This window comes from Mycetohabitans endofungorum, assembly GCF_037477895.1.
Lineage (GTDB): Bacteria > Pseudomonadota > Gammaproteobacteria > Burkholderiales > Burkholderiaceae > Mycetohabitans.
In genome coordinates this window covers 466,688-493,004 of record NZ_CP132744.1, presented here as the reverse complement: position 1 = coordinate 493,004, position 26,317 = coordinate 466,688, and the positions used below count along the sequence as shown (strand labels likewise).

Annotated in this window: 25 protein-coding genes, 1 other RNA gene and 2 pseudogenes; 15 read left to right on the top strand and 13 right to left on the bottom strand. The window is 62.7% G+C overall.

The genetic code is table 11. The features are described from left to right. Window positions 1-9 precede the first annotated feature (9 nt). The 10 genes and pseudogenes from murU to RA167_RS02180 form a co-directional block, all read left to right on the top strand. Complete coding sequence (gene murU, locus RA167_RS02225; RefSeq protein WP_235091113.1) at window positions 10-747, top strand: N-acetylmuramate alpha-1-phosphate uridylyltransferase MurU; 738 nt, start codon at window positions 10-12, stop codon at window positions 745-747. 21 nt (window positions 748-768) lie between these two features. Further along, a complete protein-coding gene (locus RA167_RS02220; RefSeq protein ID WP_076786101.1) occupies window positions 769-2,373 on the top strand; it encodes an aminopeptidase P N-terminal domain-containing protein in 1,605 nt (534 codons plus the stop codon). A 39-nt stretch (window positions 2,374-2,412) separates the two neighbouring features. Beyond that, on the top strand, window positions 2,413-3,693 hold the full coding sequence (locus RA167_RS02215; protein WP_237574362.1) for a UbiH/UbiF/VisC/COQ6 family ubiquinone biosynthesis hydroxylase: 1,281 nt from the start codon (window positions 2,413-2,415) through the stop codon (window positions 3,691-3,693). A 147-nt stretch (window positions 3,694-3,840) separates the two neighbouring features. Next, window positions 3,841-4,893, top strand: coding sequence for a tRNA dihydrouridine synthase DusB (gene dusB, locus RA167_RS02210; protein WP_076786100.1), 1,053 nt, complete (start codon window positions 3,841-3,843; stop codon window positions 4,891-4,893). Between the two features lie 8 nt (window positions 4,894-4,901). Continuing rightward, a complete protein-coding gene (locus tag RA167_RS02205; RefSeq protein WP_013436270.1) occupies window positions 4,902-5,135 on the top strand; it encodes a Fis family transcriptional regulator in 234 nt (77 codons plus the stop codon). A 69-nt stretch (window positions 5,136-5,204) separates the two neighbouring features. Further along, window positions 5,205-6,770 (top strand): bifunctional phosphoribosylaminoimidazolecarboxamide formyltransferase/IMP cyclohydrolase, encoded by a 1,566-nt coding sequence (gene purH, locus RA167_RS02200; RefSeq protein ID WP_076786099.1) that lies wholly within the window; start codon window positions 5,205-5,207, stop codon window positions 6,768-6,770. 60 nt (window positions 6,771-6,830) lie between these two features. Then, on the top strand, window positions 6,831-7,373 hold the full coding sequence (gene ruvC, locus RA167_RS02195) for a crossover junction endodeoxyribonuclease RuvC (protein WP_076786098.1): 543 nt from the start codon (window positions 6,831-6,833) through the stop codon (window positions 7,371-7,373). A gap of 62 nt (window positions 7,374-7,435) precedes the next feature. Next, the gene (gene ruvA, locus RA167_RS02190; protein WP_076786097.1) at window positions 7,436-8,017 is read left to right on the top strand and encodes a Holliday junction branch migration protein RuvA; all 582 of its coding nucleotides are present in this window, start codon (window positions 7,436-7,438) and stop codon (window positions 8,015-8,017) included. A gap of 64 nt (window positions 8,018-8,081) precedes the next feature. Next, window positions 8,082-9,143 (top strand): Holliday junction branch migration DNA helicase RuvB, encoded by a 1,062-nt coding sequence (gene ruvB / locus RA167_RS02185; protein ID WP_076786096.1) that lies wholly within the window; start codon window positions 8,082-8,084, stop codon window positions 9,141-9,143. A gap of 51 nt (window positions 9,144-9,194) precedes the next feature. After that, window positions 9,195-9,417 (top strand): annotated as a pseudogene (locus RA167_RS02180) (oxygenase MpaB family protein); the annotation flags it as partial. Here the strand turns inward: RA167_RS02180 and dtd are convergent. Continuing rightward, the gene (gene dtd / locus RA167_RS02175) at window positions 9,417-9,878 is read right to left on the bottom strand and encodes a D-aminoacyl-tRNA deacylase (RefSeq protein WP_076786095.1); all 462 of its coding nucleotides are present in this window, start codon (window positions 9,876-9,878) and stop codon (window positions 9,417-9,419) included. The pseudogene RA167_RS02180 and the gene dtd overlap by 1 nt on opposite strands. Window positions 9,879-9,924: 46 nt before the next feature. Next, window positions 9,925-11,169, bottom strand: a complete 1,245-nt coding sequence (gene tyrS / locus RA167_RS02170; protein ID WP_076786094.1) for a tyrosine--tRNA ligase — start codon at window positions 11,167-11,169, stop codon at window positions 9,925-9,927. Between the two features lie 138 nt (window positions 11,170-11,307). Between tyrS and RA167_RS02165 the strand changes: the two genes are divergently transcribed. Both RA167_RS02165 and RA167_RS02160 read left to right on the top strand, forming a co-directional pair. Next, window positions 11,308-12,561 (top strand): M23 family metallopeptidase, encoded by a 1,254-nt coding sequence (locus tag RA167_RS02165; RefSeq protein ID WP_076786093.1) that lies wholly within the window; start codon window positions 11,308-11,310, stop codon window positions 12,559-12,561. A 175-nt stretch (window positions 12,562-12,736) separates the two neighbouring features. Continuing rightward, window positions 12,737-13,826 (top strand): annotated as a pseudogene (locus tag RA167_RS02160) (anhydro-N-acetylmuramic acid kinase). 150 nt (window positions 13,827-13,976) lie between these two features. On the opposite strand, the gene erpA reads toward RA167_RS02160, so the two are convergent. The 3 genes from erpA to rplM form a co-directional block, all read right to left on the bottom strand. Continuing rightward, window positions 13,977-14,342, bottom strand: a complete 366-nt coding sequence (gene erpA / locus RA167_RS02155) for an iron-sulfur cluster insertion protein ErpA (RefSeq protein ID WP_076786092.1) — start codon at window positions 14,340-14,342, stop codon at window positions 13,977-13,979. A 236-nt stretch (window positions 14,343-14,578) separates the two neighbouring features. After that, a complete protein-coding gene (gene rpsI / locus RA167_RS02150; protein WP_076786090.1) occupies window positions 14,579-14,971 on the bottom strand; it encodes a 30S ribosomal protein S9 in 393 nt (130 codons plus the stop codon). Between the two features lie 12 nt (window positions 14,972-14,983). Beyond that, window positions 14,984-15,412 carry a 50S ribosomal protein L13 gene (gene rplM / locus RA167_RS02145; protein ID WP_013436283.1) on the bottom strand — a complete coding sequence of 143 codons (429 nt, stop codon included), beginning with the start codon at window positions 15,410-15,412 and terminating at the stop codon, window positions 14,984-14,986. 611 nt (window positions 15,413-16,023) lie between these two features. Here rplM and RA167_RS02140 point away from each other — a divergent pair. After that, window positions 16,024-16,446, top strand: a complete 423-nt coding sequence (locus RA167_RS02140; RefSeq protein WP_076786089.1) for an OsmC family protein — start codon at window positions 16,024-16,026, stop codon at window positions 16,444-16,446. A gap of 19 nt (window positions 16,447-16,465) precedes the next feature. Here RA167_RS02140 and rnpB read toward each other — a convergent pair. From rnpB to pyrC, 3 genes are all read right to left on the bottom strand, one after another. Beyond that, window positions 16,466-16,873, bottom strand: an RNA gene (gene rnpB, locus RA167_RS02135) — RNase P RNA component class A. 13 nt (window positions 16,874-16,886) lie between these two features. Next, the gene (locus RA167_RS02130) at window positions 16,887-17,795 is read right to left on the bottom strand and encodes a DUF3025 domain-containing protein (RefSeq protein WP_076786088.1); all 909 of its coding nucleotides are present in this window, start codon (window positions 17,793-17,795) and stop codon (window positions 16,887-16,889) included. Between the two features lie 5 nt (window positions 17,796-17,800). Further along, window positions 17,801-18,901, bottom strand: a complete 1,101-nt coding sequence (gene pyrC / locus RA167_RS02125; protein ID WP_076786087.1) for a dihydroorotase — start codon at window positions 18,899-18,901, stop codon at window positions 17,801-17,803. 185 nt (window positions 18,902-19,086) lie between these two features. Here pyrC and RA167_RS02120 point away from each other — a divergent pair, with 185 nt between their 5' ends. Both RA167_RS02120 and RA167_RS02115 read left to right on the top strand, forming a co-directional pair. After that, entirely contained in the window at window positions 19,087-19,998 is a 912-nt protein-coding gene (locus tag RA167_RS02120) for a class II glutamine amidotransferase (RefSeq protein ID WP_076787682.1), read from the top strand. 395 nt (window positions 19,999-20,393) lie between these two features. Further along, entirely contained in the window at window positions 20,394-21,431 is a 1,038-nt protein-coding gene (locus tag RA167_RS02115; protein WP_235091208.1) for a hypothetical protein, read from the top strand. Between the two features lie 64 nt (window positions 21,432-21,495). On the opposite strand, the gene RA167_RS02110 is transcribed toward RA167_RS02115, so the two are convergent. From RA167_RS02110 to RA167_RS02090, 5 genes are all read right to left on the bottom strand, one after another. Next, window positions 21,496-22,221: an amino acid ABC transporter ATP-binding protein gene (locus RA167_RS02110; protein WP_076786085.1), complete on the bottom strand. Its 726-nt coding sequence runs from the start codon at window positions 22,219-22,221 to the stop codon at window positions 21,496-21,498. Continuing rightward, window positions 22,218-22,895 carry a glutamate/aspartate ABC transporter permease GltK gene (gene gltK, locus RA167_RS02105; RefSeq protein WP_076787680.1) on the bottom strand — a complete coding sequence of 226 codons (678 nt, stop codon included), beginning with the start codon at window positions 22,893-22,895 and terminating at the stop codon, window positions 22,218-22,220. Before gltK ends, RA167_RS02110 begins: the two co-directional genes overlap by 4 nt. Beyond that, window positions 22,895-23,635 carry an amino acid ABC transporter permease gene (locus RA167_RS02100; RefSeq protein ID WP_076786084.1) on the bottom strand — a complete coding sequence of 247 codons (741 nt, stop codon included), beginning with the start codon at window positions 23,633-23,635 and terminating at the stop codon, window positions 22,895-22,897. The genes gltK and RA167_RS02100 overlap by 1 nt, the downstream gene beginning before the upstream one ends. Before the next feature lie 90 nt (window positions 23,636-23,725). Then, entirely contained in the window at window positions 23,726-24,619 is an 894-nt protein-coding gene (locus RA167_RS02095) for a glutamate/aspartate ABC transporter substrate-binding protein (RefSeq protein ID WP_076786083.1), read from the bottom strand. 250 nt (window positions 24,620-24,869) lie between these two features. Continuing rightward, a complete protein-coding gene (locus tag RA167_RS02090; protein ID WP_139337061.1) occupies window positions 24,870-26,189 on the bottom strand; it encodes a Glu/Leu/Phe/Val family dehydrogenase in 1,320 nt (439 codons plus the stop codon). Window positions 26,190-26,317: the final 128 nt, after the last annotated feature.

The window sequence follows — 26,317 nt, the reverse complement described above, 5'->3', positions numbered from 1 at the left end:
GGGCGAATGATGTTCAAATGCACAGCGCGAGGTATCGATGCGACGCTGGATACCGCGATGATCTTTGCCGCCGGGCGCGGTGAACGGATGCGGCCACTGAGCGACACCTGTCCGAAGCCGCTGCTCGAGGTAGGCGGACGGGCGTTGATTGAGTGGCAGATCGAGCGGCTGGCCGCAGCCGGCTTCACCACCATCGTGATTAACCACGGGTGGCTGGGCGAACAGATCAAAACGCGCCTGGGCAACGGCCAGCGCTTCGGCGTCACGCTGCGCTACTCGCCGGATGCGCTGGAAACGGCCGGCGGCATCGCACAGGCCCGTGCCCTGCTGGAGCACCGCGGCACGCCAGCGCTCATCGTGGCCGTGAGCGGCGACATCTACTGCAACTACGATTACACGCGGTTACGTGCGGCAGCACAACAGCTGACCGCGCTCGACGCGCCGGGCATGCACCTGGTGATGGTGCCCAACCCACCCTTTCATTCATGCGGCGACTTCGTGTTGAACGGCGCCTCGCTGAGTTTGGACGGCGCGCCGCGCTACACGTTCGGCAACATCGGCGTGTACGACACACGGATGTTCGCCGACTTGCCGCGCGGCACGCGATGTGCACTCACGCCGTACTATCGCGCGACAATTGCTGCAGGCCGCGCCAGCGGCGAGCTGTTCCTCGGACAATGGGCCAACGTCGGCACGCCAGCGCAACTAGACGCACTAGAGCGTGCGCTACGCGCGGCCCGCACGTAGCCGGCGCTACAATCTCGCGCCATGGATACTCCAAAGACGAGCCCCGTCGCGCAGCGCGACATGCCAACGGATACGCGCTCCCCTACCCCAGCCGACGGCCCGCCCCCCAAGGCGGACGACGCACTACCGGGGCCGCCCGCCGGCCCGGCGCTGTATCGCGCCCGCCGCGAGCGGGTGATCGATGCACTGCGCGCGCATGGCGGCGGCGTGGCGATCGTGCGAACCGCACCGATCGCGATCCGCAACCGCGACACCGAGTATCCGTATCGGCATGACAGCGCATTCTTCTACCTGAGCGGGTTCACTGAACCGCACGCCTGGCTGGTCATCCGTGCCGACGCAGCGCAGTCGTTCACGACGCTGTTCTGCCTGCCGCGCGATATCGAGCGCGAAACTTGGGACGGGGTGCGGTACGGACCGCAACGCGCACAGCAGCTATTCGGCGTGGACGCCGCCTACTCGGTCGATGAACTCGACGCTCGGATGCCAGCGCTGCTGGCCAATGCGCACACGCTGCATTACGCACGCGACACCTCGCCGGAGCTAGACGAGGCCGTGCAGCGATGGCGGGAGGTAAGCAAAGGCGGCAGCGGCCGCACTTTGCCAGCGCATCAGGTCGATCTGTCGATCCTGCTCGATGAGATGCGTCTGATCAAAGACACGCACGAGCTGTACACAATGCGCCGGGCCGCTTCGATCTCGGCGCGCGCGCATCTGCAAGCCATGCGGGCATGCAAGCCGGGCGTGCGCGAATACGAACTTGAAGCGCAATTGCTGTACGCTTTTCGCCGCCACGGTGCGCAGGCGCCGGCATACGGCTCGATTGTCGCGGCAGGCGCTAACGCTTGCGTGCTGCACTATCCTGCCGGCAACGCGCTCGTGCGAGACGGCGACCTGGTCCTGATCGACGCGGGTTGCGAACTGGACGGCTACGCGTCCGATATCACCCGCACGTTTCCGGCCAACGGTCGCTTCACGGCAGCGCAGCGTGATCTGTACGATGTCGTGCTAGCGGCGCAACAGGCTGCGATCGACGCGACACGCGCCGGCGTGCCGTTCGACGTGCCGCACGATGCGGCGGTGCGTGTGCTGGCGCAGGGCATGCTTGACTTGAAACTGCTCGATGCGGCCGTGCATGGCACGCTCGACGATGTCATTGCCAGCCGCGCCTATACGCGTTTCTACATGCATCGCACCGGTCACTGGATCGGTCTGGACGTGCACGACTGCGGCGACTATCAGGAGCCAGATCCCGACCCGGACAGCCAGAACTCGAATACTGCCTGCCCGAATACCGCCCGCCCGAATGCCCGCTGCGCGCACGCCGCCTGCCCGGATGCCACATCCCTGGATACCCAGCACGCTGGAAGCTTGGCGCGCGATACGACCGAGCGCGACGTGCCGCGTCCGTGGCGCCGCTTGCGCGCGAACATGACGCTGACGATCGAACCCGGCTTGTACGTGCGTGCCGCACCGGATGTGCCGCGCGCGTACTGGAACACCGGAATCCGCATCGAGGATGACGCCATCGTCACACCGCACGGCTGCGAACTGATGACCCGAGAGGTGCCGGCACACGCCGACGATATCGAAGCCTGGATGCGCGATACACCGGCGCGCGCGTGACGCGCGGCCGCGCGACAGAATCCCACGGACATCTGCCCCATGATCGAATCGAATCTTGCCCAACCCCTGCACGATACGGCGCCGGATGCACGCGCCGACGCAGTGCGATACGACTATGACGTAGCGATCGTCGGCGCTGGGCCAGTGGGACTGGCACTCGCCGGCTGGCTCGCACGCCGCGGCGGCACCCGTGCATTACGTGTTGCGTTGATCGACGCGCGCGAACCGGATGCATCGCTGGACGACCCGCGAGCGCTCGCATTGTCGCACGGCAGCCGCATGCTGCTCGAGCCGCTTGGCTGGCCGGTCGACGCGACACCAATCGAGCGCATCCACGTGTCGCAGCGCGGTTACCTCGGTCGCACCGTGATCGAGCGCGACGAGCACGGCGTGCCAGCGCTCGGCTACGTGGTGCGCTATGGCGCGCTAGTGCATGCGCTAGCCACAGCGGTACGTGCCACCGGCTGCGACTGGATCAGCTCGAGCGTGGCTCGCGCGCCGCGGCAAGACGAACACGGCGTCTCGCTGCCGATCGAGCCGGTCGGCGCCCCCTCCGTTCCCGATGGTGACGCGAGCGCCGCGGCACCGCAACGCGTCGTGCGTGCGCGCCTGGTCGTCAACGCGGAGGGCGGGATGTATCACGAAGCCGCGGCGACGCGGTTGGCCGCCGGCCAGCACGCCCAGCGCGACTATCGCCAGACGGCGCTGGTGGCCGTAGTCAGCGTGAGCGCGCCACAACCGCGCGTCGCATGGGAGCGCTTCACGCGCGAAGGGCCCCTTGCGCTGCTGCCGCTCGGCGGCCCACGGCAGGCGGACTATGCGCTGGTCTGGTGCTGTGATCCGGCACAGGCCGCACGGCGCATGCCGCTGTCCGACGCACAGTGGCTGGACGAGTTGCAATGGGCATTCGGCGACAGAATGGGCCGCTTCGAGAAGGTTGGCGCGCGCGCAGCCTTCCCACTTGGGCTCAATGCGCTGACCACGTTGACCGATCGCCGCGTTGCATCGATCGGCAACGCGGCGCAAACGTTACATCCAGTCGCCGGACAAGGACTGAACCTAGGCCTGCGCGACGTGCACGCGCTGGTCGATGCACTCGCGCACCACGGACCCGAGCCGGCTGCGCTGCGTGCCTTCGCCGCACGCCGCGCGCTGGACCGGCGCGTGACCATCGCCGCGACCGACGCGCTGGCACGCGCCTTCACCGTCGACTTTGCGCCGCTGGCGGCGCTGCGCGGCCTGGCGCTCGGTGCGCTGGACCTGGTGCCACCGGTCAAGACAACGCTCGCGCGGCAGATGATGTTCGGGCAACGGCGCTAAGCGGGGCCAAGTCTATGACAGCCGTGACGCTCATTAAACTTTCAAAGCGCTCGGGGTTCGCCGCCGGTTAACGCTAAAATACGCCCCTTTCCAACGTCTTTCGGATCGCGCCGCGCCCAGCCGGGTAGCGGCGCGTCGCCCTTTCCGATGCCTGTAATCGGCAAACATGTACTGCGCAACAATCTGTTCGTCGCCCCGATGGCCGGCGTAACGGACCGCCCGTTCCGCCAGTTGTGCAAGCGAATGGGGGCCGGTTACGCGGTGTCAGAGATGGTCGCGTCCAACGCGCAACTGTGGAAAAGCGAAAAGACGATGCGCCGTGCCAATCACGACGGCGAGGTCGAGCCGATCGCCGTGCAGATCGCCGGCGCCGACCCAGCGATGCTGGCGCAGGCCGCACAATACAACGTCGCGCATGGCGCACAGATCATCGACATCAACATGGGCTGCCCGGCCAAGAAGGTTTGCAACGTCGCGGCAGGCTCCGCGCTGCTGCAGAACGAGGCGCTGGTGGCACGCATTCTCGAGGCAGTCGTGCGTGCGGTCGGCACCGGGCCGGATGCCGTTCCCGTCACATTGAAGATCCGCACCGGCTGGGATCGCGAACACCGCAATGCGCTAACGATCGCGCGGCTCGCCGAGCAGGCCGGCATCTCGATGCTCACCGTGCACGGGCGCACACGCGCGGACTTGTATCATGGTCAGGCCGAATATGACACGATCGCCGCGGTCAAGGCATCAGTGCGCATCCCAGTAGTCGCCAACGGCGATATCACGACACCGCACAAGGCGCGCGAAGTGCTGTCGATCACCGGCGCGGACGCGATCATGATCGGCCGCGCAGCGCAAGGCCGGCCTTGGCTGTTTCGCGAAATCGAGCACTTCCTGGTGACCGGTGAGGTGCTGCCACCGCCACGGATCGACGAGATCCAGCAGTGGATGAACGAGCACCTGCAAGACCATTACGCCTTTTATGGCGAATTTACCGGTGTGCGCACCGCACGCAAGCACATCGGCTGGTACACTCGCGGCCTTTCCGGCGCCAACGCATTCCGGCATCGAATGAATACGTTGGATTCCACCCGGGAACAACTGGCGGCAGTCAACGTGTTCTTCGACGCTCAAAAGACGCGATCGGAGCGCCTCGTCTACGTCGACGACCCATCCGGCACGCACGACACGCTACCCGACACCGACTAATTAGCAGCATGAGCAAGCACAACATCGAACAATGCGTCCGCGACAGTCTCGGCATGTATTTCCGCGATCTGGACGGATCCCGCCCACACGACGTCTATGAAATGGTGATGTCCTGCGTCGAGAAGCCGATGCTGGAAATCGTCCTCGAACAGGCGCGGGGCAACCAGTCTCTGGCAGCCGAATATCTCGGCATCAACCGCAACACGCTGCGCAAGAAACTGCAGGAGCATGGTCTGCTGTAGCGCGGCGCCCGTGCCTGGCGCACATTTGTCATTCGCGCGCAAGCGCGGCTTCGGGTTCTTTTTTTCATCATGATCAAGCAAGCGCTCATTTCTGTTTCCGACAAGGCAGGCATTGTCGACTTCGCCAACAGCCTGCATGAGCTTGGCGTCACCCTGCTGTCCACGGGCGGCACTGCAAAGCTGCTCGCCGACGCGGGCCTGCCGGTCACCGAGGTGGCTGACTACACTGGCTTTCCGGAAATGCTCGACGGCCGCGTAAAGACGCTGCACCCGAAGGTCCATGGCGGCATTCTCGCGCGGCGCGACCTGCCCGCGCACATGGCTGCACTCGAGCAGCATGGGATCCCGACGATCGACATGCTCGTCGTCAATCTGTATCCGTTCGTGCAAACTGTCGCGAAGGAGAAATGCCCGCTCGACGAAGCCATTGAGAACATCGACATCGGCGGCCCAACGATGCTGCGCTCGGCCGCGAAGAACCACCGCGACGTGACGGTGATCGTCGATCCGGCCGACTATGCGGCGGTGCTCGACGAAATGCGCGCGAACAGCAACACGGTCAGCTACGCAACCAACTTCCGGCTCGCGGCCAAGGTGTTTGCGCACACCGCGCAATATGACGGCGCAATCACGAACTACCTGACTAGCCTCGGCGAGGACCTGCAGCATGCGACACGCAGCGCGTACCCAGCCATGCTGAATCTGGCCTTCACGAAGGTACAGGACCTGCGCTACGGCGAAAACCCGCACCAGGGCGCAGCGTTCTATCGCGACCTGCAATCTGCCGAAGGCTCGCTAGCCAACTACCGGCAACTGCAGGGCAAGGCGCTGTCGTACAACAACATCGCTGATGCCGACGCGGCATGGGAATGCGTGAAGACGTTCGATGCGCCGGCATGTGTGATCATCAAGCATGCAAACCCGTGCGGCGTCGCCGTGGCGGCAACGCCGGCCGATGCGTACGCCAAGGCGTTGCAGACCGACCCGACTTCCGCATTCGGCGGCATCATCGCGTTCAATCGCGAAGTCGACGAAGCGGCGGCGCAAGCGGTCGCCAAGCAGTTTGTCGAAGTGCTGCTCGCGCCGTCGTTGACCGACGCGGCGCGACAAGTCTTCGCCGCGAAGCAGAACGTGCGCGTGCTGCAAGTGCCGCTGGGCAATGCAGCCAACGCGTACGACCTGAAGCGCGTCGGCGGCGGCTTGCTGGTGCAGTCGCCGGACACGAAGAACGTGCAGCCGCACGAGTTGCGCGTGGTCACGAAACGGCATCCGACGCCCAAAGAAATGGACGACCTGTTGTTCGCGTGGCGCGTCGCGAAGTTCGTCAAGTCCAATGCGATCGTGTTTTGCGCGAACGGCATGACGCTGGGTGTCGGGGCGGGTCAGATGAGCCGCGTCGATTCGGCTCGCATCGCCGGCATCAAGGCGCAAAACGCAAAGCTGTCGTTGACCGGCTCGGCGGTCGCCTCCGACGCATTCTTCCCGTTCCGTGACGGGCTCGATGTGGTCGTCGCGGCCGGTGCGACCTGCGTGATCCAGCCCGGCGGCTCGATGCGCGACGACGAGGTAATTGCAGCGGCCGACGAGCACAATGTCGCGATGGTCGTTACCGGCACGCGGCATTTCCGTCACTGACGCGGTGAGCGCCGCCGCGCCGTCCGCGTCGGGACAACACCAGTCGGTTATAGTGGCGCGATGAGAATACTTGGCATTGATCCGGGCTTGCGCGTCACCGGCTTTGGCGTCATCGACAAGCACGGACACGCGCTCACCTACGTGACCAGCGGGGTGATCCGTACCGCGGACGCCGATTTGCCGAGCCGCCTGGGTACGATCTTCGACGGCGTGGCGACGCTGATCCGCGAGCACCGCCCGGATCAAGCCGCGATTGAGAAAGTATTCGTCAACGTCAATCCGCAATCGACGCTGCTGCTGGGGCAGGCGCGCGGCGCGGCGATTTGCTCACTCGTATCGGGCCACGTACCGGTGGCCGAATACACCGCGCTGCAACTCAAGCAAGCAGTGGTCGGCTACGGGCGCGCGACCAAGAACCAGATGCAGCAGATGGTGGTCCGGTTGCTGAACTTGAGCGGCTTGCCCGGCACCGACGCCGCCGACGCGCTCGGCATGGCGATCTGCCACGCGAACAGCGGCGCGGCGATCAACGCGCTCGGCACGCTCGCGCCGGCATTGACGAAGAAAGGCTATCGTGTTCGACGCGGCCGGCTGATCGGTTAACCCGGCGCAGTGTTTATGCCGCGATACGCTACACTCGCGCATCCACTCTATATTGATTCGTCATGATCGGTCGCATTGCGGGCATCCTGCTCGAGAAAAACCCGCCTCATCTGCTAGTCGACTGTAACGGCGTCGGCTACGAGGTCGATGTGCCGATGAGCACGTTCTACAACCTGCCGGGCACTGGCGACAAAGTCACGTTGCTGACCCAACTGATCGTGCGCGAGGACGCGCATCTGCTGTATGGTTTTCTCACGCAGCAGGAGCGACAAACGTTTCGCGAACTGCTGAAGATCAGCGGGATCGGGGCGCGCATGGCGCTCGCGGTGCTCTCCGGGATGAGCGTGAGCGATCTTGCGCAGACAGTGACGTTGCAGGATGCCACCCGCCTGACGCGAGTGCCGGGCATCGGCAAGAAAACCGCCGAGCGACTGTTACTCGAGTTGAAAGGCAAATTGGGCGCCGACATCGGCGCGGCCGCCTCCGCCGCCTCATCGTCCGACCACGCGCCGGACATCCTGCACGCTCTACTCTCGCTCGGTTATTCCGAGAAGGAAGCGCTTGCCGCGATCAAGAACGTGCCGGCCGGCACCGGTGTGTCGGACGGCATCAAACTCGCTCTGAAGGCCTTGTCGAAGGCATGAGCTCCACGCGGCGCAGCACGGCATGGCAACTGGCATGCCGGCTACATCGCGGTACAATCAGCATATGATCGAAACGGACAAACTCGGCTCGGAGCGCGTCATTGCAACGACCCCCGCATCGCCCAATGAGGAGGCGTTCGAGCGGGCGCTGCGCCCGCGGCTGCTGGACGAATATGTCGGGCAGGAAAAGGTTCGCGGGCAGCTCGAGATCTTTATTGAAGCGGCAAAGCGCCGCTCGGAAGCGCTCGACCATGTGCTGCTATTCGGCCCCCCGGGGCTGGGCAAGACCACGCTTGCGCACATCGTCGCGCGGGAAATGGGCGTCAACCTGCGCCAGACGTCCGGACCGGTGCTCGAACGGGCCGGCGACCTGGCTGCGCTGCTGACTCATCTCGAGGCGAACGACGTGCTGTTCATCGACGAGATCCACCGGTTGTCGCCGGTCGTCGAGGAAATCCTGTACCCAGCGCTCGAAGACTATCAGATCGACATCATGATCGGCGAGGGACCGGCCGCACGCAGCGTCAAGCTGGATCTGCATCCGTTCACGCTGGTGGGGGCCACGACGCGCGCTGGCATGCTGACCAATCCGTTGCGGGACCGCTTCGGCATCGTCGCCCGGCTCGAATTCTATACCGCAAGCGAACTGGCGCGGATCGTCGAACGCTCGGCCCACCTGCTCGGCGCGCAAATCCAGCCCGAAGGCGCGCTGGAGATCGCGCGGCGTTCGCGCGGCACGCCACGGATTGCGAACCGGCTGCTGCGTCGCGTGCGAGACTATGCCGAGGTCAAGTCCGACGGCCGCATCACGGCGACGACGGCCGATGCGGCACTGGCGATGCTCGATGTCGACCCGGTCGGCTTCGACTTGATGGATCGCAAGCTGCTGGAGGCGATCCTGCACAAGTTCGATGGCGGCCCGGTGGGCCTGGACAACTTGGCCGCCGCGATCGGCGAGGAACGCGACACGATCGAAGACGTAATCGAGCCTTATTTAATCCAGCAAGGCTATCTGCAACGCACGCCGCGCGGACGCGTCGCGACGCTGCTCGCCTATCGCCACTTCGGCCTTGCAGCGCCGGATGCGGGACCGATCCGCGACCTGTGGAGCACCAGCGGCGAATAGCCGATCTGCGTGGTGCGCATTTGTGGGCTGGCCAACGGCATACTGAACTGACTGCGCCGGCGCGTAGCGGCCGGCGTCACTGAACTCACGAGCGGCAAAGGCCCCGCGATCGACTATTCATCACCGCCGGACAATCCGAGGCTGTTCGGCCCGCAGGCAGTGTACTGGACAGGGCATGCCGACTTCACGTCAATGATGATTAGCGGCATCCAGCGCATGATTGCTACAGGCATGGCATCCGCGGGCACTCGCCGGCGTGCTTGATCACTCAAGTCATGCGGCCGGCACGCGCAGCCAAAAGGTTACCGGACCATCGTTGACCGACGATACCTGCATCGCGGCGCCAAATTCACCGGTCTGGACGATGGGATGCTGCTGCCGCGCACGGGCGACGAAATAGTTGTACAACCGCCTGCCTTCGTCCGGTGGTGCGGCGGGGGTAAAGCTGGGGCGCAAGCCGCTATTCGTATCAGCCGCCAGCGTGAACTGCGACACGATCAACAGCCCGCCTGCGCCGCCGGCACCGTCGATGTTCCGCACGGACAGGTTCATCCGGCCCTGTGTATCGCTGAATACGCGATAACCCAGCAGCTTGTTGAGCAGCTTGTCCGCTGTAGCCTCGCAGTCGCCGCGTTCCGCGCAGACCAGCGCGAGCAGCCCGGGGCCGATCGCGCCGATCACCTGCGCATCGACTTGCACGCTGGCTCGCGCAACCCGTTGGATCAATGCGATCAATGCAAGTCCTCGCTATGGTTCGGCTGTCGTCGGGTTGTCCGTTGCTCTAAGCGCGCAGTGTCACGCGCGCAAAACGCCGTTTGCCGACCTGCACGACATACACGCCTGCCTCAAGCTTCAGCCCTTTGTCGGTGATCGTCGTGCCGTCGATCTTCACGCCGGACTGTTCGATGTTGCGCAATGCCTCGCTGGTGGACGGCACCAGGCCAGCTTGCTTCAGCAATTGCCCGATTGGCAGCGGCGCGCCACTCAACGCCATTTCCGGAATATCGTCAGGCACCCCGCCCTTCGCACGATGATTGAAATCCTCTAGCGCGCGCTGCGCATCGGCCTGCGAGTGAAAACGAGCGACGATTTCCTGCGCAAGCAGCACCTTCAGCTCACGTGGGTTGCGGCCGGCCTGCACCTGCCGCTTGAAGTCTGCAATCTCCTCGAGGCTACGGAACGAAAGCAGCTCAAAGTAACGCCACATCAGCGTGTCCGAGATGCTCATTAGCTTGCCGAACATGTCGGACGGCTTCTCGCTGATACCGACGTAGTTGTTCTTGGACTTGGACATCTTATCGACGCCGTCCAGCCCTTCGAGCAGCGGCATCGTCAGGATGCACTGCGGCTCCTGACCATACTGCTTCTGCAACTCGCGGCCCACCAGCAGATTGAACTTCTGATCGGTGCCACCCAACTCGAGATCCGATTGCAGCGCGACCGAGTCATACCCTTGCATCAGGGGATACAGGAATTCATGGATCGAGATCGGCACGCCGCTCTGGAACCGCTTGGTGAAGTCGTCACGCTCGAGCATCCGCGCCACGGTGTAGCGTGACGCAAGCTTGATCATGCCGTCGGCGCCCAGCGGCATTGACCATTCGCTGTTGTAGCGGATCTCGGTCTTTTCGCGATCGAGCACCAGCGCGGCCTGTTCGAAATAAGTCTTCGCATTGGCCTCGATTTGCTCGCGGGTGAGCGGCGGGCGCGTCTGATTGCGTCCAGACGGATCGCCGATCAACGACGTGAAGTCGCCAATCAGGAAAATAACGGTATGACCCAGGTCCTGCAACTGGCGCATCTTATTGAGCACCACGGTGTGTCCGATGTGGATGTCCGGCGCGGTCGGGTCGAGCCCGAGCTTGATGCGCAATGGCTTGCCAGTTTGCGCGCTCCTTGCCAGTTTCTGCGCAAACTCGTCCTCGATCAGCAACTCGTCGCAACCACGACGCGCTATCGCCAGTGCGGCACGGACTTCATCGGTAATGGTCAGGGACGACCCGGCAACGCTGGACTCGGTACTCATTAGGCGGGAACTTTTCACGAAACTGTCATCGAATCACGAGCGGCACGGCGGCGCTCGTCACGCGCCGCACCTCGCAACCCTGCCTCAAACAACCCTCAAGGCCGTCGCTTTTCTCGTGCAAGAACTGGATTTTACGTGATGTGGTACTGCTTCCGGCAGGTTTTTGCACTCGCGCGCAGCGGCACCGTATCGCTGCGTCACTTCGCCGCGCGGCGCCATCAAGCGATCATTCACCCGATCGCCGCCGCGTCCGTGAGCTTGAGCGTAACGATCGCACGCACGATCCCGTACGCTCCCGCTGTGATATCCGCGCTCGCGATACCGGCGCATTCGGCATACACGTCGGCGCGCTCAGCGGCCACGCAAGCCCAGGTCAACAGCAGCATGTTGCGCGCCATCAGTTGGCGCAGCACGGCGCTAGGCCCGTATGGCGATTACGTGGCCGCCGCGCTGGCCACTTCTGCGCCCCCAGCCAGCGCCGCTACCGAGACATTCGCCGCGGAACATCCGCCACAAGCGGCCGGCGCGCTGTCAAGTGCCAGCCCCCTACGGCTGGACGAGCCACACCGCGCTACCACCCCATCCGAGCGCGTGTTCTCGGGCGCGCTCGACAGCCAGTTCGCCAGCGCGATGCGACAAGCCGGCGTATTGAGCAGCTCGATCGACGCAGCGCTCGATGCGCTGCCGACCATGCGCGCGCTGGCCGGCCCGTTGCGCGGACAGCGCTACCGCGTGCTACTGGGCGCAGCGGCCGGCGAGTCATCCCGCACTCGACGCATCCTCGTCCTCGAGGTCCATGCCGTCGGCACCGCGCCCGTGCGTGCCATCTGGTACCGTCCGCCGAGCAAGCGCGGCGGCCACTTCTATGCCGCCAACGGGCACTCGCTGCAGCGCGGGCTCGATCCGCGTCCCGTTGCCAGCGCCCGACTGTCGTCGCGCTTCGGCGAGCGCGTGCATCCGATTTCCAAACGCCGCGCGTTCCACAGCGGCGTGGATTGGGCCGCGCCACGCGGCACACCGGTGCGGGCAAGCGGGGCCGGAACTGTCGCATTCGCGGGGTGGCGGCACGGGTATGGCAAGACGATCGTGGTACGCCATGCTCAGCACTATGAGACTGTGTATGCCCACCTGTCGCGAATCCCACCGAAACTGAAAACCGGTGCGAAAATCGCACGCGGCGATGTGATCGGCTACGTTGGCAGCACCGGCTGGGCGACCGGCCCCCATTTGCACTATGAGGTGCGGCACCAAGGCCGCCATGTCAATCCGCTCGCGGCATCGGTCGGTCAACCCGCGTCATTGCGTGGCGCCACGCTACACGCGTTCGAGCGATACTCGGCTAATTTGTTGATCGACAACGACGTCCTGCCACCGCGCGTCGCATCACAATGACAGCAATACAGCCTGGCAGCAACGCCGCCGCGGCGTGCCACATCGATCGTGCACGCTGACCATTGGGCCGGCGCACCGCTCAACGCCACTGGGGGCTTTAGGTGAGACAACCCAGCGCCGAATACGACGACAGCCCCGACAGACGCATGATGCCGACGGGCTGTATATCGGCCTGATGTCAGGCACGAGCATGGATGGTGTCGACGGCGTGATCGTCGACTTTACGCAAGGACGGCCCCAGGTCCGTGCCGAGGCCTTCATTAGCTTGCCGCCCGAGTTGCGCGACACCTTGTTCGCGTTGCAAGCTGCAGCGGATGACGAAGTGCACCGCGAGGCCCGTGCCGCCAACGCGCTGGCGACGCGCTATGCGGCGTGCCGCCACGCGCTGCAGACCAGCGCACAGGTATCAGCCGAGCACGTCCGCGCCATTGGCGTGCACGGACAGACGATCAGACACCGCCCCGAACTCGGCTATACGCGGCAGATCAACAATCCGGCGTTGCTGGCGGAGTTGACCGGTATCGACGTCGTCGCCGATTTCCGCGCGCGCGACGTGGCGGCGGGCAGCCATGGCGCCCCGCTCGCGCCGGCGTTTCATGCGGCGACGTTCGCGCACGAGCACGAGACCCGCGTAGTGTGCAATCTCGGAGGCGTCAGCAACATTACGATTTTGGATCCGCACAAACCGGTCCGCGGCTTCGACTGCGGCCCGGCGAACGCGTTGCTCGATCTGTGGGCACAACGCCATTTGGACAGACCATTCGACGAGAATGGTCGGTTCGTCGCCCGTGGGCAGGTCAACGATGCGTTGTTGCGCGCGTTGCTCAACGAACCGTTTTTCAGCGCGCCGCCCCCGAAAAGCACCGGCCGGGACTTGTTCAACGAGTCATGGTTGTGCAGAGCCGGCTTTCGTCGTTTGCCGACGTGGCGCCGCACGACGTGCAAGCGACGCTGGTCGCGTTGACAGCTCAGACCGTCGCGCGTGACATCGGACATCATGCAGGCGACTGCCAGGCCGTCTACGTGTGCGGTGGCGGCGCGCGCAATACCGTCCTGCTGGCGGCGTTGCAAACCGCGCTGCAGCGTTTTGATACGGCGGGCGTTCGCGTCGAAACCATGGATGACCTCGGCATGGCCCCACACCAAGTCGAAGCGCTAGCTTCGCTTGGCTGGCGATGCGCCACGTCGCACGCCTGCCTGGCAACCTGCCAAGCGTCACCGGTGCCGCTGGCGACCGCGTGCTCGGCGCATTGTATCCGCGCTAGGCTGTGTCGCTTGCGTAGTTCTCGGCGGCATGCGTCAGCGGCGGTGTGCAAACGACAACGGGAGCTGATCCGCCCTCGTAGTGAACCGACTCGTGATGGGCCGGCCAACTTATTTTGGCAAGTATGCGCTTATATTTCGGTAGTGAACGCTTACACCGAGAATGACGAGCCGCAGCCGCAGGTGGTGGTCGCGTTCGGGTTCTTGATCACGAATTGCGCGCCGGTCAAATCGTCCTTGTAGTCGATTTCCGCGCCCAACAGGTACTGGTAGCTCATCGAGTCGATCAACAGCCGGACGCCGTTCTTGTCCATCACGGTGTCATCCTCGTTGACTTCCTCGTCGAACGTAAAGCCGTATTGAAATCCCGAGCAGCCGCCGCCTTGCACGAACACGCGCAGCTTCAGTTCTGGGTTGCCTTCTTCATCGATCAGCTGTTTGACCTTGTCGGCGGCTGCATCCGTGAAGACGAGCGGGGCCGGCATTTCGGTCACAGGGGTATCGGTCACAGCGTCCATCGAGTTCTCCAAAAATGCCTTTAACGCTATTCTAGGACTGTTCTGAACATCGTGCCGAAGGCCCTGAAATCAACAGGGACTTGCATCCGCAGAACAGGGACTTGCATCCACAGAAGTGCGCCCATGCTGGGCGCACCAAGAAAAAAACCGCGGATCGGCTGATCCGCGGTTTTTTGCACGATGCCGACGCCTGCAGGTGAACCTGCGCGCCGGTCCATCGCGGCGCACGCGCTCGCTTAGCGCTTGGAGAACTGCTTGCGACGACGTGCCTTGTGCAAACCTACCTTCTTACGCTCGACTTCACGTGCATCGCGCGTCACGAAGCCAGCGTTCGACAACGTCGGCTTCAGCGTCGCATCGTAGTCGATCAGCGCACGAGTGATACCGTGACGCACGGCGCCAGCCTGGCCAGTTTCGCCGCCACCGACCACGTTGACCTTGATGTCGAACGTGTTCGCGTGGTTCACTAGATCCAGTGGCTGACGCACGATCATCAGCGACGTCTCGCGCGAGAAGTAGTCGGCGATGGGCTTGCCGTTGACGACGATGTCGCCCTTGCCAGCCTTGATAAACACGCGAGCCACTGCGCTCTTGCGGCGGCCGGTACCGTAGTTCCAATTTCCGATCATCTGACTGGCTCCTTAGATCTCGAGCGCCTTCGGTTGTTGTGCGGTGTGCGGGTGCGTCGCGTCCGCGTAGACCTTCAGCTTCTTGATCATCGCGTAGCCGAGCGGGCCCTTCGGCAGCATGCCCTTGACGGCCTTCTCAAGTGCACGGCCCGGGAAACGCTCCTGCATCTTGCCAAAAGTCGTTTCATAAATGCCGCCCGGATAGCCCGAGTGACGGTAATACTTCTTATCGGTCGTCTTGTTGCCAGTGACCTTCAGCTTGCCAGCATTGACGACGATGATGAAATCGCCGGTATCGACGTGCGGCGTGAACTCCGGCTTGTGCTTGCCGCGAAGGCGGCGTGCCACTTCGCTGGCGACACGGCCGAGGACCTTGTCCGTCGCGTCAATCACGTACCATTCGCGCTTCACCTCGTGGGCTTTGGCGGAAAACGTCTTCATGATCGATCCAAATGAGATACTCTGCCCTTCTGTGGTCCTGCTTGTGGATGCGCATCATGGCGCGGTGCAGGCTCTCCCTGATTCTTCTTCCGCGGGCATTTTCGGAAAAGTTTTAAATTATAAAGGGTTTTCAGGCCAGGTGCTACCCTAGCCCTAACCTAGCCCACATAATGGTGAAAAAAACCGAACCAATGTTCGGGTTCAATCCACCAAAGGAGGAGGTGGAGGAGACAAGCAGAGGTCGAGCAAGCGTGCATCGACCAATAGACGACGTTATGGGACTTACTTACGCTGATAAGCCGCAAGAAAAACTACGTGGCTAAACACACCGCCATCATACAAAATATTGGAATCACACCATAAATAGCCAATATTTCCTTTCAATCAATAGGTTAATGATCTCTCGCCAACACTGCGGCCTAAACGAGCGCTTCACCTAACGACGCCGGACAACCAGGACGATTTCGCCGCCGTCCGCAACCGGCTCGGTCCACAGCGGCGGGTTCCCGTTGCTTGGCGTCGGCCGATGCGACGCTCACGCGGCAGCGACGCGCGACAGCGCTCGTGCGCGTTCGTTACAATGTACAAAAACTCAAGTCTGGAAACGCGCAATGGAATGCAAGGTCAGCTGGTTGGGCAAGGACGGAATGGCTTTTGTAGCCGAGACGGGCAGTGGCCACATGGTGGCAATGGATGGCGCCCCGGAAGGCGGTGGCCGCAACCTAGCCCCGCGACCGATGGAAATAGTTCTGCTGGGCACCGGGGGCTGCACAGCGTACGACGTCGTGATGATTTTGAAGAAAAGCCGTCAGGACATTGTCGACTGCAACGTCACGCTGAAGGCCGAGCGGGCAAGCCAGGATCCGAAGGTATTCACGAAGATCCATTTCCATTTCACGGTGAGCGGCCGGAACTTGAACCCGGCGACCGTGGAGCGCGCGATCAACCTGTCACACGACAAGTATTGCTCCGCCTCGATCATGTTGGCCAAGAGCGCGGAACTCACGCACTCGTTCGAGATCGTCGACGCATAGCGCGTGTCGCGAAAGGAGGGAACAAAGCAGGCCGGTAAGCCGGATTCTGTGCGTGCGCCGGTTACCCGGCACGCGTGACAGCCATTCCTCTAGGCGCGCCATTGCTGACGCGCTCAAGCTTCCTACCCGCAGGTCAAGACGGGGCCCGTCCTTGCGCCTTGCTGCCGACGCACGCCTGCCTACTTGGAATTGCTCCGGGTGGAGGTTACCGTGCCGGACTGCGTCGCCGCAGCCGCGGTGCGCTCTTACCGCACCATTTCACCCTTACCTGATCCCGGCTTGCGCCAGGCCATCGGCGGTTTGCTTTCTGTTGCCCTATTCCGCGTGTCGCCACGGATGGCCGTTAGCCATCACCCTGCCCTGTGGAGTCCGGACTTTCCTCGCCTCCCGCGCGATGCGCGGCAGCCGCGGCTGTCTGGCCTACTTTGCAAGCCATCATCTTAGCATGGGTGGCGCGGCCCGCGCCGGCCGCTGCGGAACACCGACGTGTCCGCGTAGAACCGCGGATTGGCGTTGGCCGCCCACCAGCCCGGCACGCCCAGCACAGGCAACGGCGAAAACCGCGCGATCGTCAGCGCCCCGCCCTTTTGGGCAAGCTCGCGCGACGCCTGCCGTGGCGGGCACTCGACGACGTTATCATCGACCAGTGCCGCGGCGACACGGACATCCACGTCGGCCTGACGCTGCACCGCGGGCGCATCGAACCAGTCCGGCTCGACTTGGCAGACCCATGCATGCGCAGTGCATGCGCGATACGGCGCGAGCAGCTTCTCCAGCAGCGCATGGCCGTACACGTATACAGCACAACGCGCAGGCCACGCCTGGCGATGCTCGACAAACAGACGGCGCCAGTCAAAAGCGTGCAGCGCTTCAGCTAACGAACCATCGGAAGTCACAAAGATTGCGCCGTTTTCGTCAAAGTGAGTCAGCGCATCGCGTACCGGCCCCCTGCCGTTGCCGGGCGCGGGCGCACCTGCCTGCCGCCGCGCCTCGGCCATGCTGCAGCCAATCGTGGCGAGTTTGGTCCGCGGAAAGGCAAACCAACTCGCCGCGTTGAAGAAATCGTGCAGATTATCGCGCGTGGGCACGCAACCTGTCGCAGCAATGTGCGCTTCGTAACGCGTGCCGGGCGGCAACAGAGACTGCGCCACGAAGGTCAGCGGCAGGCCAGCGCCGATGCACAGCGACGCCGCTTGGGCATCCTGCGTCATCGTGCTGAGCCACGCGCCGGCCCCATGAGTATCGAGCACCCGTTGCCAACGCATCCCATGGGCCCGGAACGGCTCGAACCACGGTCGCGACCAGTCGATCCGCGCCACGGCCTCGCGCAGCGGTGACATGTCCGCCATGCGTGTCAGCGCAGCTTCCAGCCGAGCGCTTCGCCGGCCTTGAGCGGCACCACGCTGATGCCGCCTGCGTCGATGGCCTCCGGCAACGTCCAACTCGCGCGCTCGAGCGTCACCGTGTCGGTGGCACGCGGTAATCCATAGAAGTCGGCGCCATAAAAGCTCGCAAAGCCTTCCAACCGATCCAGGGCGCCGGCCTCGTCAAAGGCCTGCGCGTATAACTCCAGCGCATGCAGCGCCGTGTAGCAACCGGCACAGCCGCACGCGTGCTCCTTCAGGCCCTTCGGATGCGGCGCGCTGTCGGTGCCGAGGAAAAAGCGCGGATGACCCGAGGTGGCCGCCTCGACGAGCGCCACGCGGTGCGCCTCGCGCTTAAGCACCGGCAGGCAGTAATAATGCGGGCGGATGCCACCGACCAGCATCGCGTTGCGATTCAGCAGCAAGTGGTGGGCGGTAATCGTTGCGCCCAGCGTGCCCGACGCTGCATCCGCGTCGCGCACATACTGCGCGGCGTCGCGCGTCGTGATGTGCTCGAACACCACCTTGAGCGCAGGGAAATCGCGCCGCAACGGCTCGAGCACTCGGTCGATAAACACCTTTTCGCGATCGAACACATCGATCGATGGGTCTGTCACTTCGCCGTGCACCAGCAGCGGCAGGCCGGTCTGCTGCATCGCCTCCAGCGTAGCCGTGCAGTGGCGCAGATCCGTGACACCGGCGTCCGAGTTGGTCGTCGCACCGGCTGGATACAGCTTCACGCCATGCACGAAGCCGCTTTCGCGAGCCCGCCGGACTTCGTCCGGCGACGTGTTGTCGGTCAGATACAGCGTCATCAGCGGCTCAAACGCTGCACCAGGGCCGTGCGCGGGACGCGCGGCAAGGATTCGCTGCCGATAAGCGCCGGCCTGCGCGGTCGTGGTGACCGGCGGCTTCAGATTCGGCATGATGATCGCGCGGCCAAACTGCCGGGCAGTATGCGGCAGCACCGCTTCGAGCAGCGCGCCGTCACGCACGTGCAAATGCCAATCATCGGGACGGGCGAGAGTCAGCGCAGTGGCGCCCGACGAGCCGACGCCGGCTGCGGTGGAATGGGACTGGGACGAGTTCATGTCGATCGGCAGTTAAGCATGCGCATCACGCATGCGAAGGCTCGCCCGTGGCCACGCATTGAATGCGAAGCGGCGACGCATACGTCGCTGTTTCGGCGTGGGTGGCCCAGGGCTCGGTGATATGCTTCAAAAACATCATTGTAGCGGGCGCTAAGCGCGCTCGCGAAGCATTGCGTGCTCGCATCATGTGCCAACTGCTTGGAATGAATTGCGCGGCGCCCACGGACGTAACCTTTTCGTTCACGGGTTTCGCGGCGCGCGGCGGCGTCACTGACCATCATGCCGATGGCTTCGGCATCGCGTTCTTCGAGGACAAAGCCTGCCGGCTGTTCATTGACCACCAGGCGTCGGCGACCTCGCCGATCGCCGAGCTGGTCAAGCAATACCCGATCAAGTCGAAAAACACGATCGCACACATTCGCAAGGCCACGCAGGGTCGCATCGTGCTGGAGAACTGTCATCCGTTCCAGCGCGAGCTATGGGGCCGGCATTGGATCTTTGCGCACAACGGCGATCTGCGCGACTATGCGCCAGCACTCGGCGGCGTGTACCTGCCGGTCGGCACGACGGACAGCGAGCTCGCGTTCTGCGCGATCATGCAGCACCTGCGCGAGTGCTTTCCCAGCACCCACCCACCGCTAAACGAGCTATTCGACGCATTGGCACAGGCCACACGCGAGATCACTCGGCACGGTGTGTTCAACTTTTTGATGTCCAACGGGCAGGCATTGTTCGTCCACTGCTCGACCCATTTGTATTACCTCGTGCGCAGCTGGCCGTTCTCGACCGCGCACTTGATCGACACGGACGTCACGATCGACTTTGCGCAATACACGACGCCAGAGGATCGCGTTGCGGTGATTGCGACGCAGCCGCTCACCGATAATGAAACGTGGACGCGCTTTGCCCCGGGGGATCTGGCGATGTTCCAGGCGGGCCAATTGTTGTGCAGTGTCAACGTGCCGGTGCCTGCCGACGTGGCGGCCAAGGCGCGAGAGCCGCTGTGCAAGGCCACCGTCGAGTCAGTGTTGAGCACCAACGAGGACGGCGAGTTCACCATCGAATCCGCGTACAACGCCGCAGCAGTGCCATCGTAAAGTTGCCCATTCCGCCCGCCGCCGGTAACCCCATTTGAACTGAATTAACCGGTTCGGTACGACATTGCCCGTTTCGCGCTTAGCGGTGCCGCGCCTCACCTGCGAGATACCCTTCATCGGTTATCGACGTCGCCGATACTATCGCGCCAGCAGAGCCGGCTTTGCGTCTATGCTTTCCATGTACGCCACGAAGGATATCCCGCACCATGCTGAAATGCTTCCCTGTCCTCGGACGCGGTTCGGCGCCGTCCACTTCATCGACAAGCGCCCCCACCCAAGCCGATGGTTTCAAACCGGACTGCATCGGCAATCGTACAGCAACAGATCAGCGATCGACGGGCTTACCGGTGCCTGCCGATTCGCCACTTGCAAAGTTCCGCGAAGCGGTCCGTAAGGTGAGTCGAGACAATCGGCCGGTCAGTGTGCGCGCCATACCGGGCACGGGCATCGTCCACGTGAAGATCCAGGGCGACTCCAAAGTATTCGACAGTGTCGGCATGAAAGGGATCGATACATCGAACGGCCCAAAACGGCTTGAGTACCTGTCAATCCCCGCAGACAGATATGTGCCACATCTGGCGGGCGGCGGCAAACAACCGTACGTCGTCAGCGCCATGTCAGATAAAGAAACGCGGCGATTAATGTCCCCAAATCAGTCTTTGAAAAGCAAGCTGCTGTCTCGCGACCCGCTCGGCCCTATCGCGTACATCAATGGGGGATTCTACGGACACACCGGCATCCGGGAAGACGAGATCGATATCAAATCGTACGCAGCCAACGCCCCGATCGGCGGCGCCAAAGTCAAAGGAATCAAACAAATCGAAGGTGTGCGGCCCCAAGACGCCTATGAGGACGACTATCATAAGGTGACTTTTCCAAACGGATCCTACGTGACCCTCGCGCCATTGCTGGCGCAGATCAACGAAACCACGGGTCAATACGAAAACAAGTTTCCCGCGGAAAAGGCGGCCAATCCGAAATATGCGTTCGAGAATACGCCACTGAACCGCCCTGGAGAACTCGGCCACGCGTCGCACCCGAATGCACGCAGCGCAATTGATTTTCCATCGTCGTCTCGGCCCGCGGCCTCGCCCACCGCACTGAAAACGAATCGGTACAGGACGGTCATCGCCGGAGATGATAGCGGCGTACGCGGCGTCAAGTCGACAGGCATGCAGATGACCGAGATAGCCATCACGGTCACTCGGCTTGGGACATTTAACCGCGACCCGGGTTATGCCATCGCATGCGATGGCGGATCGTCGACAACAATGGGCGTCATCGACGGTAAGGGCAAATCGCTACTTAGCGTCCAAGGGCTGCTCAACGAATCGTCAGCCGTTAATTTCGTCGCGCTCGCATTATCGAACCCGCCAAAACAGACTGAAGACGCAACGGTCAAGCTGACGCCATACGACGTGACGAACCCGTAGCATGCGACCCGCCGGTGGCAACAGGCCGCTCCCCGGACAGTAGATACCGCCGGGGACGCAACGGTCAATGCAGGATCTTGGCCAGGAAATCCTTCGCGCGATCTGATTTCGGATTCGCAAAGAAGTCTTCCTTGCGGTCATCCTCAACGATCACCCCCCGGTCCATGAAGATGACCCGGTGCGCAACCTTCTTTGCAAAACCCATTTCGTGCGTCACGCACATCATCGTCATGCCTTCCTGCGCTAGCTCGACCATCACGTCCAGCACTTCATTGATCATCTCCGGATCGAGCGCCGAGGTCGGCTCGTCGAACAGCATCGCGATCGGGTCCATCGACAGAGCGCGTGCAATCGCCACGCGCTGCTGCTGACCGCCGGACAACTGCCCAGGATACTTGTCGGCATGCGCCTTCAGGCCGACACGATCGAGCAACTTCAATCCCTTGGCGCTCGCCTCGTCCTTCGAGCGACCAAGTACCTTGATTTGCGCAAGCGTCAGGTTCTCGGTGATCGACAGGTGCGGAAACAGCTCGAAATGCTGGAACACCATCCCAACTTTCGCACGCAGCTTTGACAAGTTTGTCTTAGGATCACTGACCGATTGCCCATTGATCATGATCTCGCCTTTTTGAAACGGCTCTAGTCCGTTGACCGTCTTGATCAACGTCGACTTGCCCGAGCCCGACGGGCCGCACACGACTACCACCTCGCCTTTCTTGACCTCGGTCGAGCAGTCCGTCAGCACCTGGAAGGACCCATACCATTTTGAAACATTCTTGATCGAAATCATCTTGCGACCTTTTTCTGAAGACCCTTGACGAGGCTTGACGCCACCGCGCAAATCACGAAATACACGGCGCCCGCGAACAGTACCATCTCGACGATCGTGCCGTCCCGGTCACCGACGTTTGCCGCGGTCCGGAAGAAATCCGCGACGCTGATCACATAGACGAGCGACGTGTCCTGAAACAGCACGATGGCTTGCGTCAGCAACAGCGGCACCATCGCGCGCAGCGCCTGTGGCAACACGATCAGCCGCATGCCCTGGCCGTAGGTCATGCCGAGCGCGGAGGCAGCGCTGAGCTGTCCGCGCGGCACGGCCTGGATGCCGGCCCGGATGATCTCCGAGTAATACGCGGCCTCGAACAACGAGAACGCGACCATCGCCGACACGAGCCGGATATCGACATCAGGCGACACGTCCAGCAACCGCTGTAGCAGCTGGGGCACCAGCAGGAAGAACCACAACAGCACCATCACCAGCGGAATCGAGCGGAACAGGGTCACATAGCCGCGCGCGAACCATTCGAGTGGCTTGAGTCCCGACAGCCGCATGAGCGCGAGCAGCGTGCCCCACACGATGCCCACAACGATCGCCAGCACGGTGACCTGCAATGTCATCACCGCGCCAGTCCACAGCGTCGGCAGCGCATCCGGGATGCCGGACCAGTTGAACTGACGCATCATTTGCCTCCAATGTAGCCCGGCAGCCGAGTCTTTTTCTCGACCCAGCGCATGCAGCCCATCACGACCAGGTTGATCAATACGTAAGCGAGCGTCACCGCAATGAAAGACTCATACGCCTGCGCAGTGTAGTCAACCAGTTGCCGTGCTTGCGCGGACAGGTCCAGCAGACCGATGGTTGACGCCACGGCGGAGTTCTTAAAAATATTGAGAAACTCAGAGGTCAGCGGCGGCACGATGATTCGGAACGCGACCGGCAGCATCACATAGCGATAGGTCTGCGGCAACGTGAAGCCCAACGCCAGGCCTGCGGCGCGCTGCCCGCGCGGCAACGCATTGATGCCCGAGCGCACCTGCTCGCAGACTCGGGCCGCCGTGAACAGCCCCAGACACAGAATCGATGCCGAGAAGAATTGCGCATCCGGCGGCAACTGCTTGAACCACGTGCCGATCGACGGCGGCAGGATCTCCGGCAGCACGAAGTACCAGATAAAGAACTGTACGATCAGCGGGATGTTGCGGAACACCGCGACGTAGACCATGCCAATGCCGCACAGCCATTTGTTCGGCACGGTGCGCAACACGCCCATCAGCGCGCCGACGAGCAGCGCGATCACCCACGCGCATAACGACACCGCGACCGTATTCCACAGCCCCGAGATCAGCCAGCCCAGATAGGTCGTCGGCTCGCCGGTCGAAACCGGGGTCATGAAAATGCCCCAATTCCAGTGATAACCCATGACTCAACTCCAAAAAGAAACGGAAGGCGCGCCCGCAAGCATCCCTTCCGTTTCAGTCACGCCTGTCAGTGAACGATGCGGCCGAGCGGATCAGTCCATCGCCTTGTCGTTCGGATTCTTGAATAGCGCCTTCATGTCGTCGGACAACGGAAAGTTTAGGTTCAGCCCTTTCGGCGGAATCGGGGACTCAAACCACTTCTTGTAGATCTGCGCCGCCTCACCAGATGTCTCGACCTTCGCGATCGCCGCATCGACGACCTTCTTGAACGCCGGGTCGTCCTTGCGCATCATGCAGCCGTACGCTTCGTGCGTTTGCGGGGTGCCGACGATCACAAAGTCGCCCGGATTACTCGACTTCGCACGTTCGCCGGCAAGCAGAGCATCATCCATCATGAACGCGGCGGCACGGCCGGTCGACAGCGTCAAGAATGACTCGCCATGGTCCTTCGCACTGACGATGTTCATGCCCATGTTGTGGTCCTGGTTCATCTTGCGCAGCAACCGTTCGGACGTTGTGCCAGCCGTGGTCACGACCGTCTTGCCCTTCAGGTCAGCGAAGTCCTTGATGCCCGAATTCCTCTTAGTCATCAGCCGCGTGCCGACCACGAAAATCGTGTTCGAGAACACCGCCTGCTTCTGCCGCTCCAGGTTGTTAGTGGTCGAGCCGCACTCGATATCGATTGTACCGTTCTGTACAAGCGGGATGCGGTTTTGCGACGTGATCGGAATCAACTTAACCTTCAGATCGGGCGTCTTCAGTTCATGCTTGACTGCCTCGACGATCTTCAGCGCAAACTCCTGCGAATAACCCACGACGTTCTGCTTCTCGTCATAGTACGAGAACGGAATCGACGACTCGCGGTGCCCCAACACCATGACGCCCGAATCCTTGATTTTCTTCAGCGTCTCCGTCTCCTGCGCCTGGGCAGCCCCGATAAGGGCGGCCAGTGCAGCCAGTGTGAATGCGGCTTTCTTGATGTTCATCCACGATCTCCTTCGCGAAAAGTCGTGTCAGTTTAGCAAAGTAATTATTATGAAAGTAATGAGTTGAAGTACTAATCTACGAGCTTTTGCGTTCGTTGTTCCGTGAATCGCTTCGCGCCGGCTCGCGTATAGGCCGCCACCGCGTTGCCGGTGATCGCGCCGCGCGCGGCCAATGCAAAGACAGACCGCGGGCTCGCGCCACGCGGTCTGTCTGAATTGCAGCAATAGGACTTAGAGACTTAGCAATGGATCACGGATACAGGCCGCGCATCTCGCGCGCCATCAGGATGCGCTTGCACGCAATGATATAAGCCGCGGTGCGCACGGACACGTCATTTTCCTGCGCGACCTGCCAGACGCTGGCAAACGCTTCACGCATCACGCGCTCCAGCCGATGGTTGATCTCGTCCTCAGTCCAGAAGAAGCTGGAGAAGTCCTGCACCCATTCGAAGTAGGACACCGTGACGCCGCCAGCGTTGGCGACCACATCGGGGATCACCAGCACGTTGTTCTCGCGCAGGATATCGTCGGCGAGCGGCGTAGTTGGGCCATTCGCCCCTTCGACCACGATCTTCGTGCGGATCCGCGATGCGTTCTTCTCGTTGATCTGGCCTTCGAGCGCAGCGGGAATCAGAATGTCGCTCTCGATACCCCAGAAATCCTCGTCGCCGAGCGGCTCTGCGCCGGCGAAGCCGGCTACGCCGCCTTGCGCCGCAACATGCTCGAGCAACGCATGCGCGTCGATGCCGGACGGCTTGTAGAGCGTGCCGGTGTGGTCCTGGACCGCGACCACTTTCGCGCCCGCCTCGACGAACAGCTTCGCGGCGATCCCGCCGACATTGCCAAATCCCTGCACCGCGACGCGCGCCGATGCGATATCCAATCCGATGCGCCGTGCTGCCTCGCAACCGACGGTGAACACCCCGCGCCCGGTCGCTTCGCGCCGGCCCAGCGATCCACCCAGCGAGATCGGCTTGCCCGTCACCACGCCCGTCGCCGTTTGGCCGACGTTCATCGAGTACGTGTCCATCATCCACGCCATCACCTGCTCATTGGTGTTGACGTCGGGCGCCGGAATGTCGGTGTTCGGCCCGATGATAATGCCGATTTCGCTCGTATACCGGCGCGTGACTCGCTCGAGTTCGCCGCGCGAGAGCTTGCGCGGGTCAACGCGGATACCGCCCTTCGCGCCGCCATACGGCACGTTGACCGCCGCATTCTTGATCGACATCCACGCGGACAGCGCCATCACCTCGGACAGCGTCACGTCCTGGTGATACCGCACGCCGCCCTTGCCGGGCCCGCGCGATGTGTTGTGCTGAACCCGGTAGCCTTCAAAATGCGCGATCGTACCGTCGTCCATCTCGATCGGCACATCGACGACCAGGATGCGCTTGGGACGCTTGAGCGTCTCGATCCAGCGTGAAAGCGAGCCCAGGTGCGGCGCAACACGATCGATTTGCTGCAGGTAGGAGCCCCACGGACCGAGCGAATCGGCATGTAAATAGGAAGGCAAGGCGTGCTTGGAAGGCATCGGTGAATCGTTCGAAACAGTTTGCTGCGCGGACATGAATGGTCCTCTTCGGTCAAGATGGCCGCCATTGTGAAAAAGCGGCACGACTAAATCCAATGCCGAATTATCATGCTCTATGCTTTCCTTGCATAACGTGCGGCGGCGCACGCAGCGCGCCAGTAACT

Coding starts and splice junctions, on each gene's coding strand:
- murU (WP_235091113.1), top strand. CDS start 10: ATGTTCAAATGCACAGCGCGAGGTATCGATGCGACGCTGGATACCGCG.
- RA167_RS02220 (WP_076786101.1), top strand. CDS start 769: ATGGATACTCCAAAGACGAGCCCCGTCGCGCAGCGCGACATGCCAACG.
- RA167_RS02215 (WP_237574362.1), top strand. CDS start 2,413: ATGATCGAATCGAATCTTGCCCAACCCCTGCACGATACGGCGCCGGAT.
- dusB (WP_076786100.1), top strand. CDS start 3,841: ATGCCTGTAATCGGCAAACATGTACTGCGCAACAATCTGTTCGTCGCC.
- RA167_RS02205 (WP_013436270.1), top strand. CDS start 4,902: ATGAGCAAGCACAACATCGAACAATGCGTCCGCGACAGTCTCGGCATG.
- purH (WP_076786099.1), top strand. CDS start 5,205: ATGATCAAGCAAGCGCTCATTTCTGTTTCCGACAAGGCAGGCATTGTC.
- ruvC (WP_076786098.1), top strand. CDS start 6,831: ATGAGAATACTTGGCATTGATCCGGGCTTGCGCGTCACCGGCTTTGGC.
- ruvA (WP_076786097.1), top strand. CDS start 7,436: ATGATCGGTCGCATTGCGGGCATCCTGCTCGAGAAAAACCCGCCTCAT.
- ruvB (WP_076786096.1), top strand. CDS start 8,082: ATGATCGAAACGGACAAACTCGGCTCGGAGCGCGTCATTGCAACGACC.
- tyrS (WP_076786094.1), bottom strand. CDS start 11,169: ATGAGTACCGAGTCCAGCGTTGCCGGGTCGTCCCTGACCATTACCGAT.
- RA167_RS02165 (WP_076786093.1), top strand. CDS start 11,308: ATGTGGTACTGCTTCCGGCAGGTTTTTGCACTCGCGCGCAGCGGCACC.
- erpA (WP_076786092.1), bottom strand. CDS start 14,342: ATGGACGCTGTGACCGATACCCCTGTGACCGAAATGCCGGCCCCGCTC.
- rpsI (WP_076786090.1), bottom strand. CDS start 14,971: ATGATCGGAAATTGGAACTACGGTACCGGCCGCCGCAAGAGCGCAGTG.
- rplM (WP_013436283.1), bottom strand. CDS start 15,412: ATGAAGACGTTTTCCGCCAAAGCCCACGAGGTGAAGCGCGAATGGTAC.
- RA167_RS02140 (WP_076786089.1), top strand. CDS start 16,024: ATGGAATGCAAGGTCAGCTGGTTGGGCAAGGACGGAATGGCTTTTGTA.
- RA167_RS02130 (WP_076786088.1), bottom strand. CDS start 17,795: ATGGCGGACATGTCACCGCTGCGCGAGGCCGTGGCGCGGATCGACTGG.
- pyrC (WP_076786087.1), bottom strand. CDS start 18,901: ATGAACTCGTCCCAGTCCCATTCCACCGCAGCCGGCGTCGGCTCGTCG.
- RA167_RS02120 (WP_076787682.1), top strand. CDS start 19,087: ATGTGCCAACTGCTTGGAATGAATTGCGCGGCGCCCACGGACGTAACC.
- RA167_RS02110 (WP_076786085.1), bottom strand. CDS start 22,221: ATGATTTCGATCAAGAATGTTTCAAAATGGTATGGGTCCTTCCAGGTG.
- gltK (WP_076787680.1), bottom strand. CDS start 22,895: ATGCGTCAGTTCAACTGGTCCGGCATCCCGGATGCGCTGCCGACGCTG.
- RA167_RS02100 (WP_076786084.1), bottom strand. CDS start 23,635: ATGGGTTATCACTGGAATTGGGGCATTTTCATGACCCCGGTTTCGACC.
- RA167_RS02095 (WP_076786083.1), bottom strand. CDS start 24,619: ATGAACATCAAGAAAGCCGCATTCACACTGGCTGCACTGGCCGCCCTT.
- RA167_RS02090 (WP_139337061.1), bottom strand. CDS start 26,189: ATGTCCGCGCAGCAAACTGTTTCGAACGATTCACCGATGCCTTCCAAG.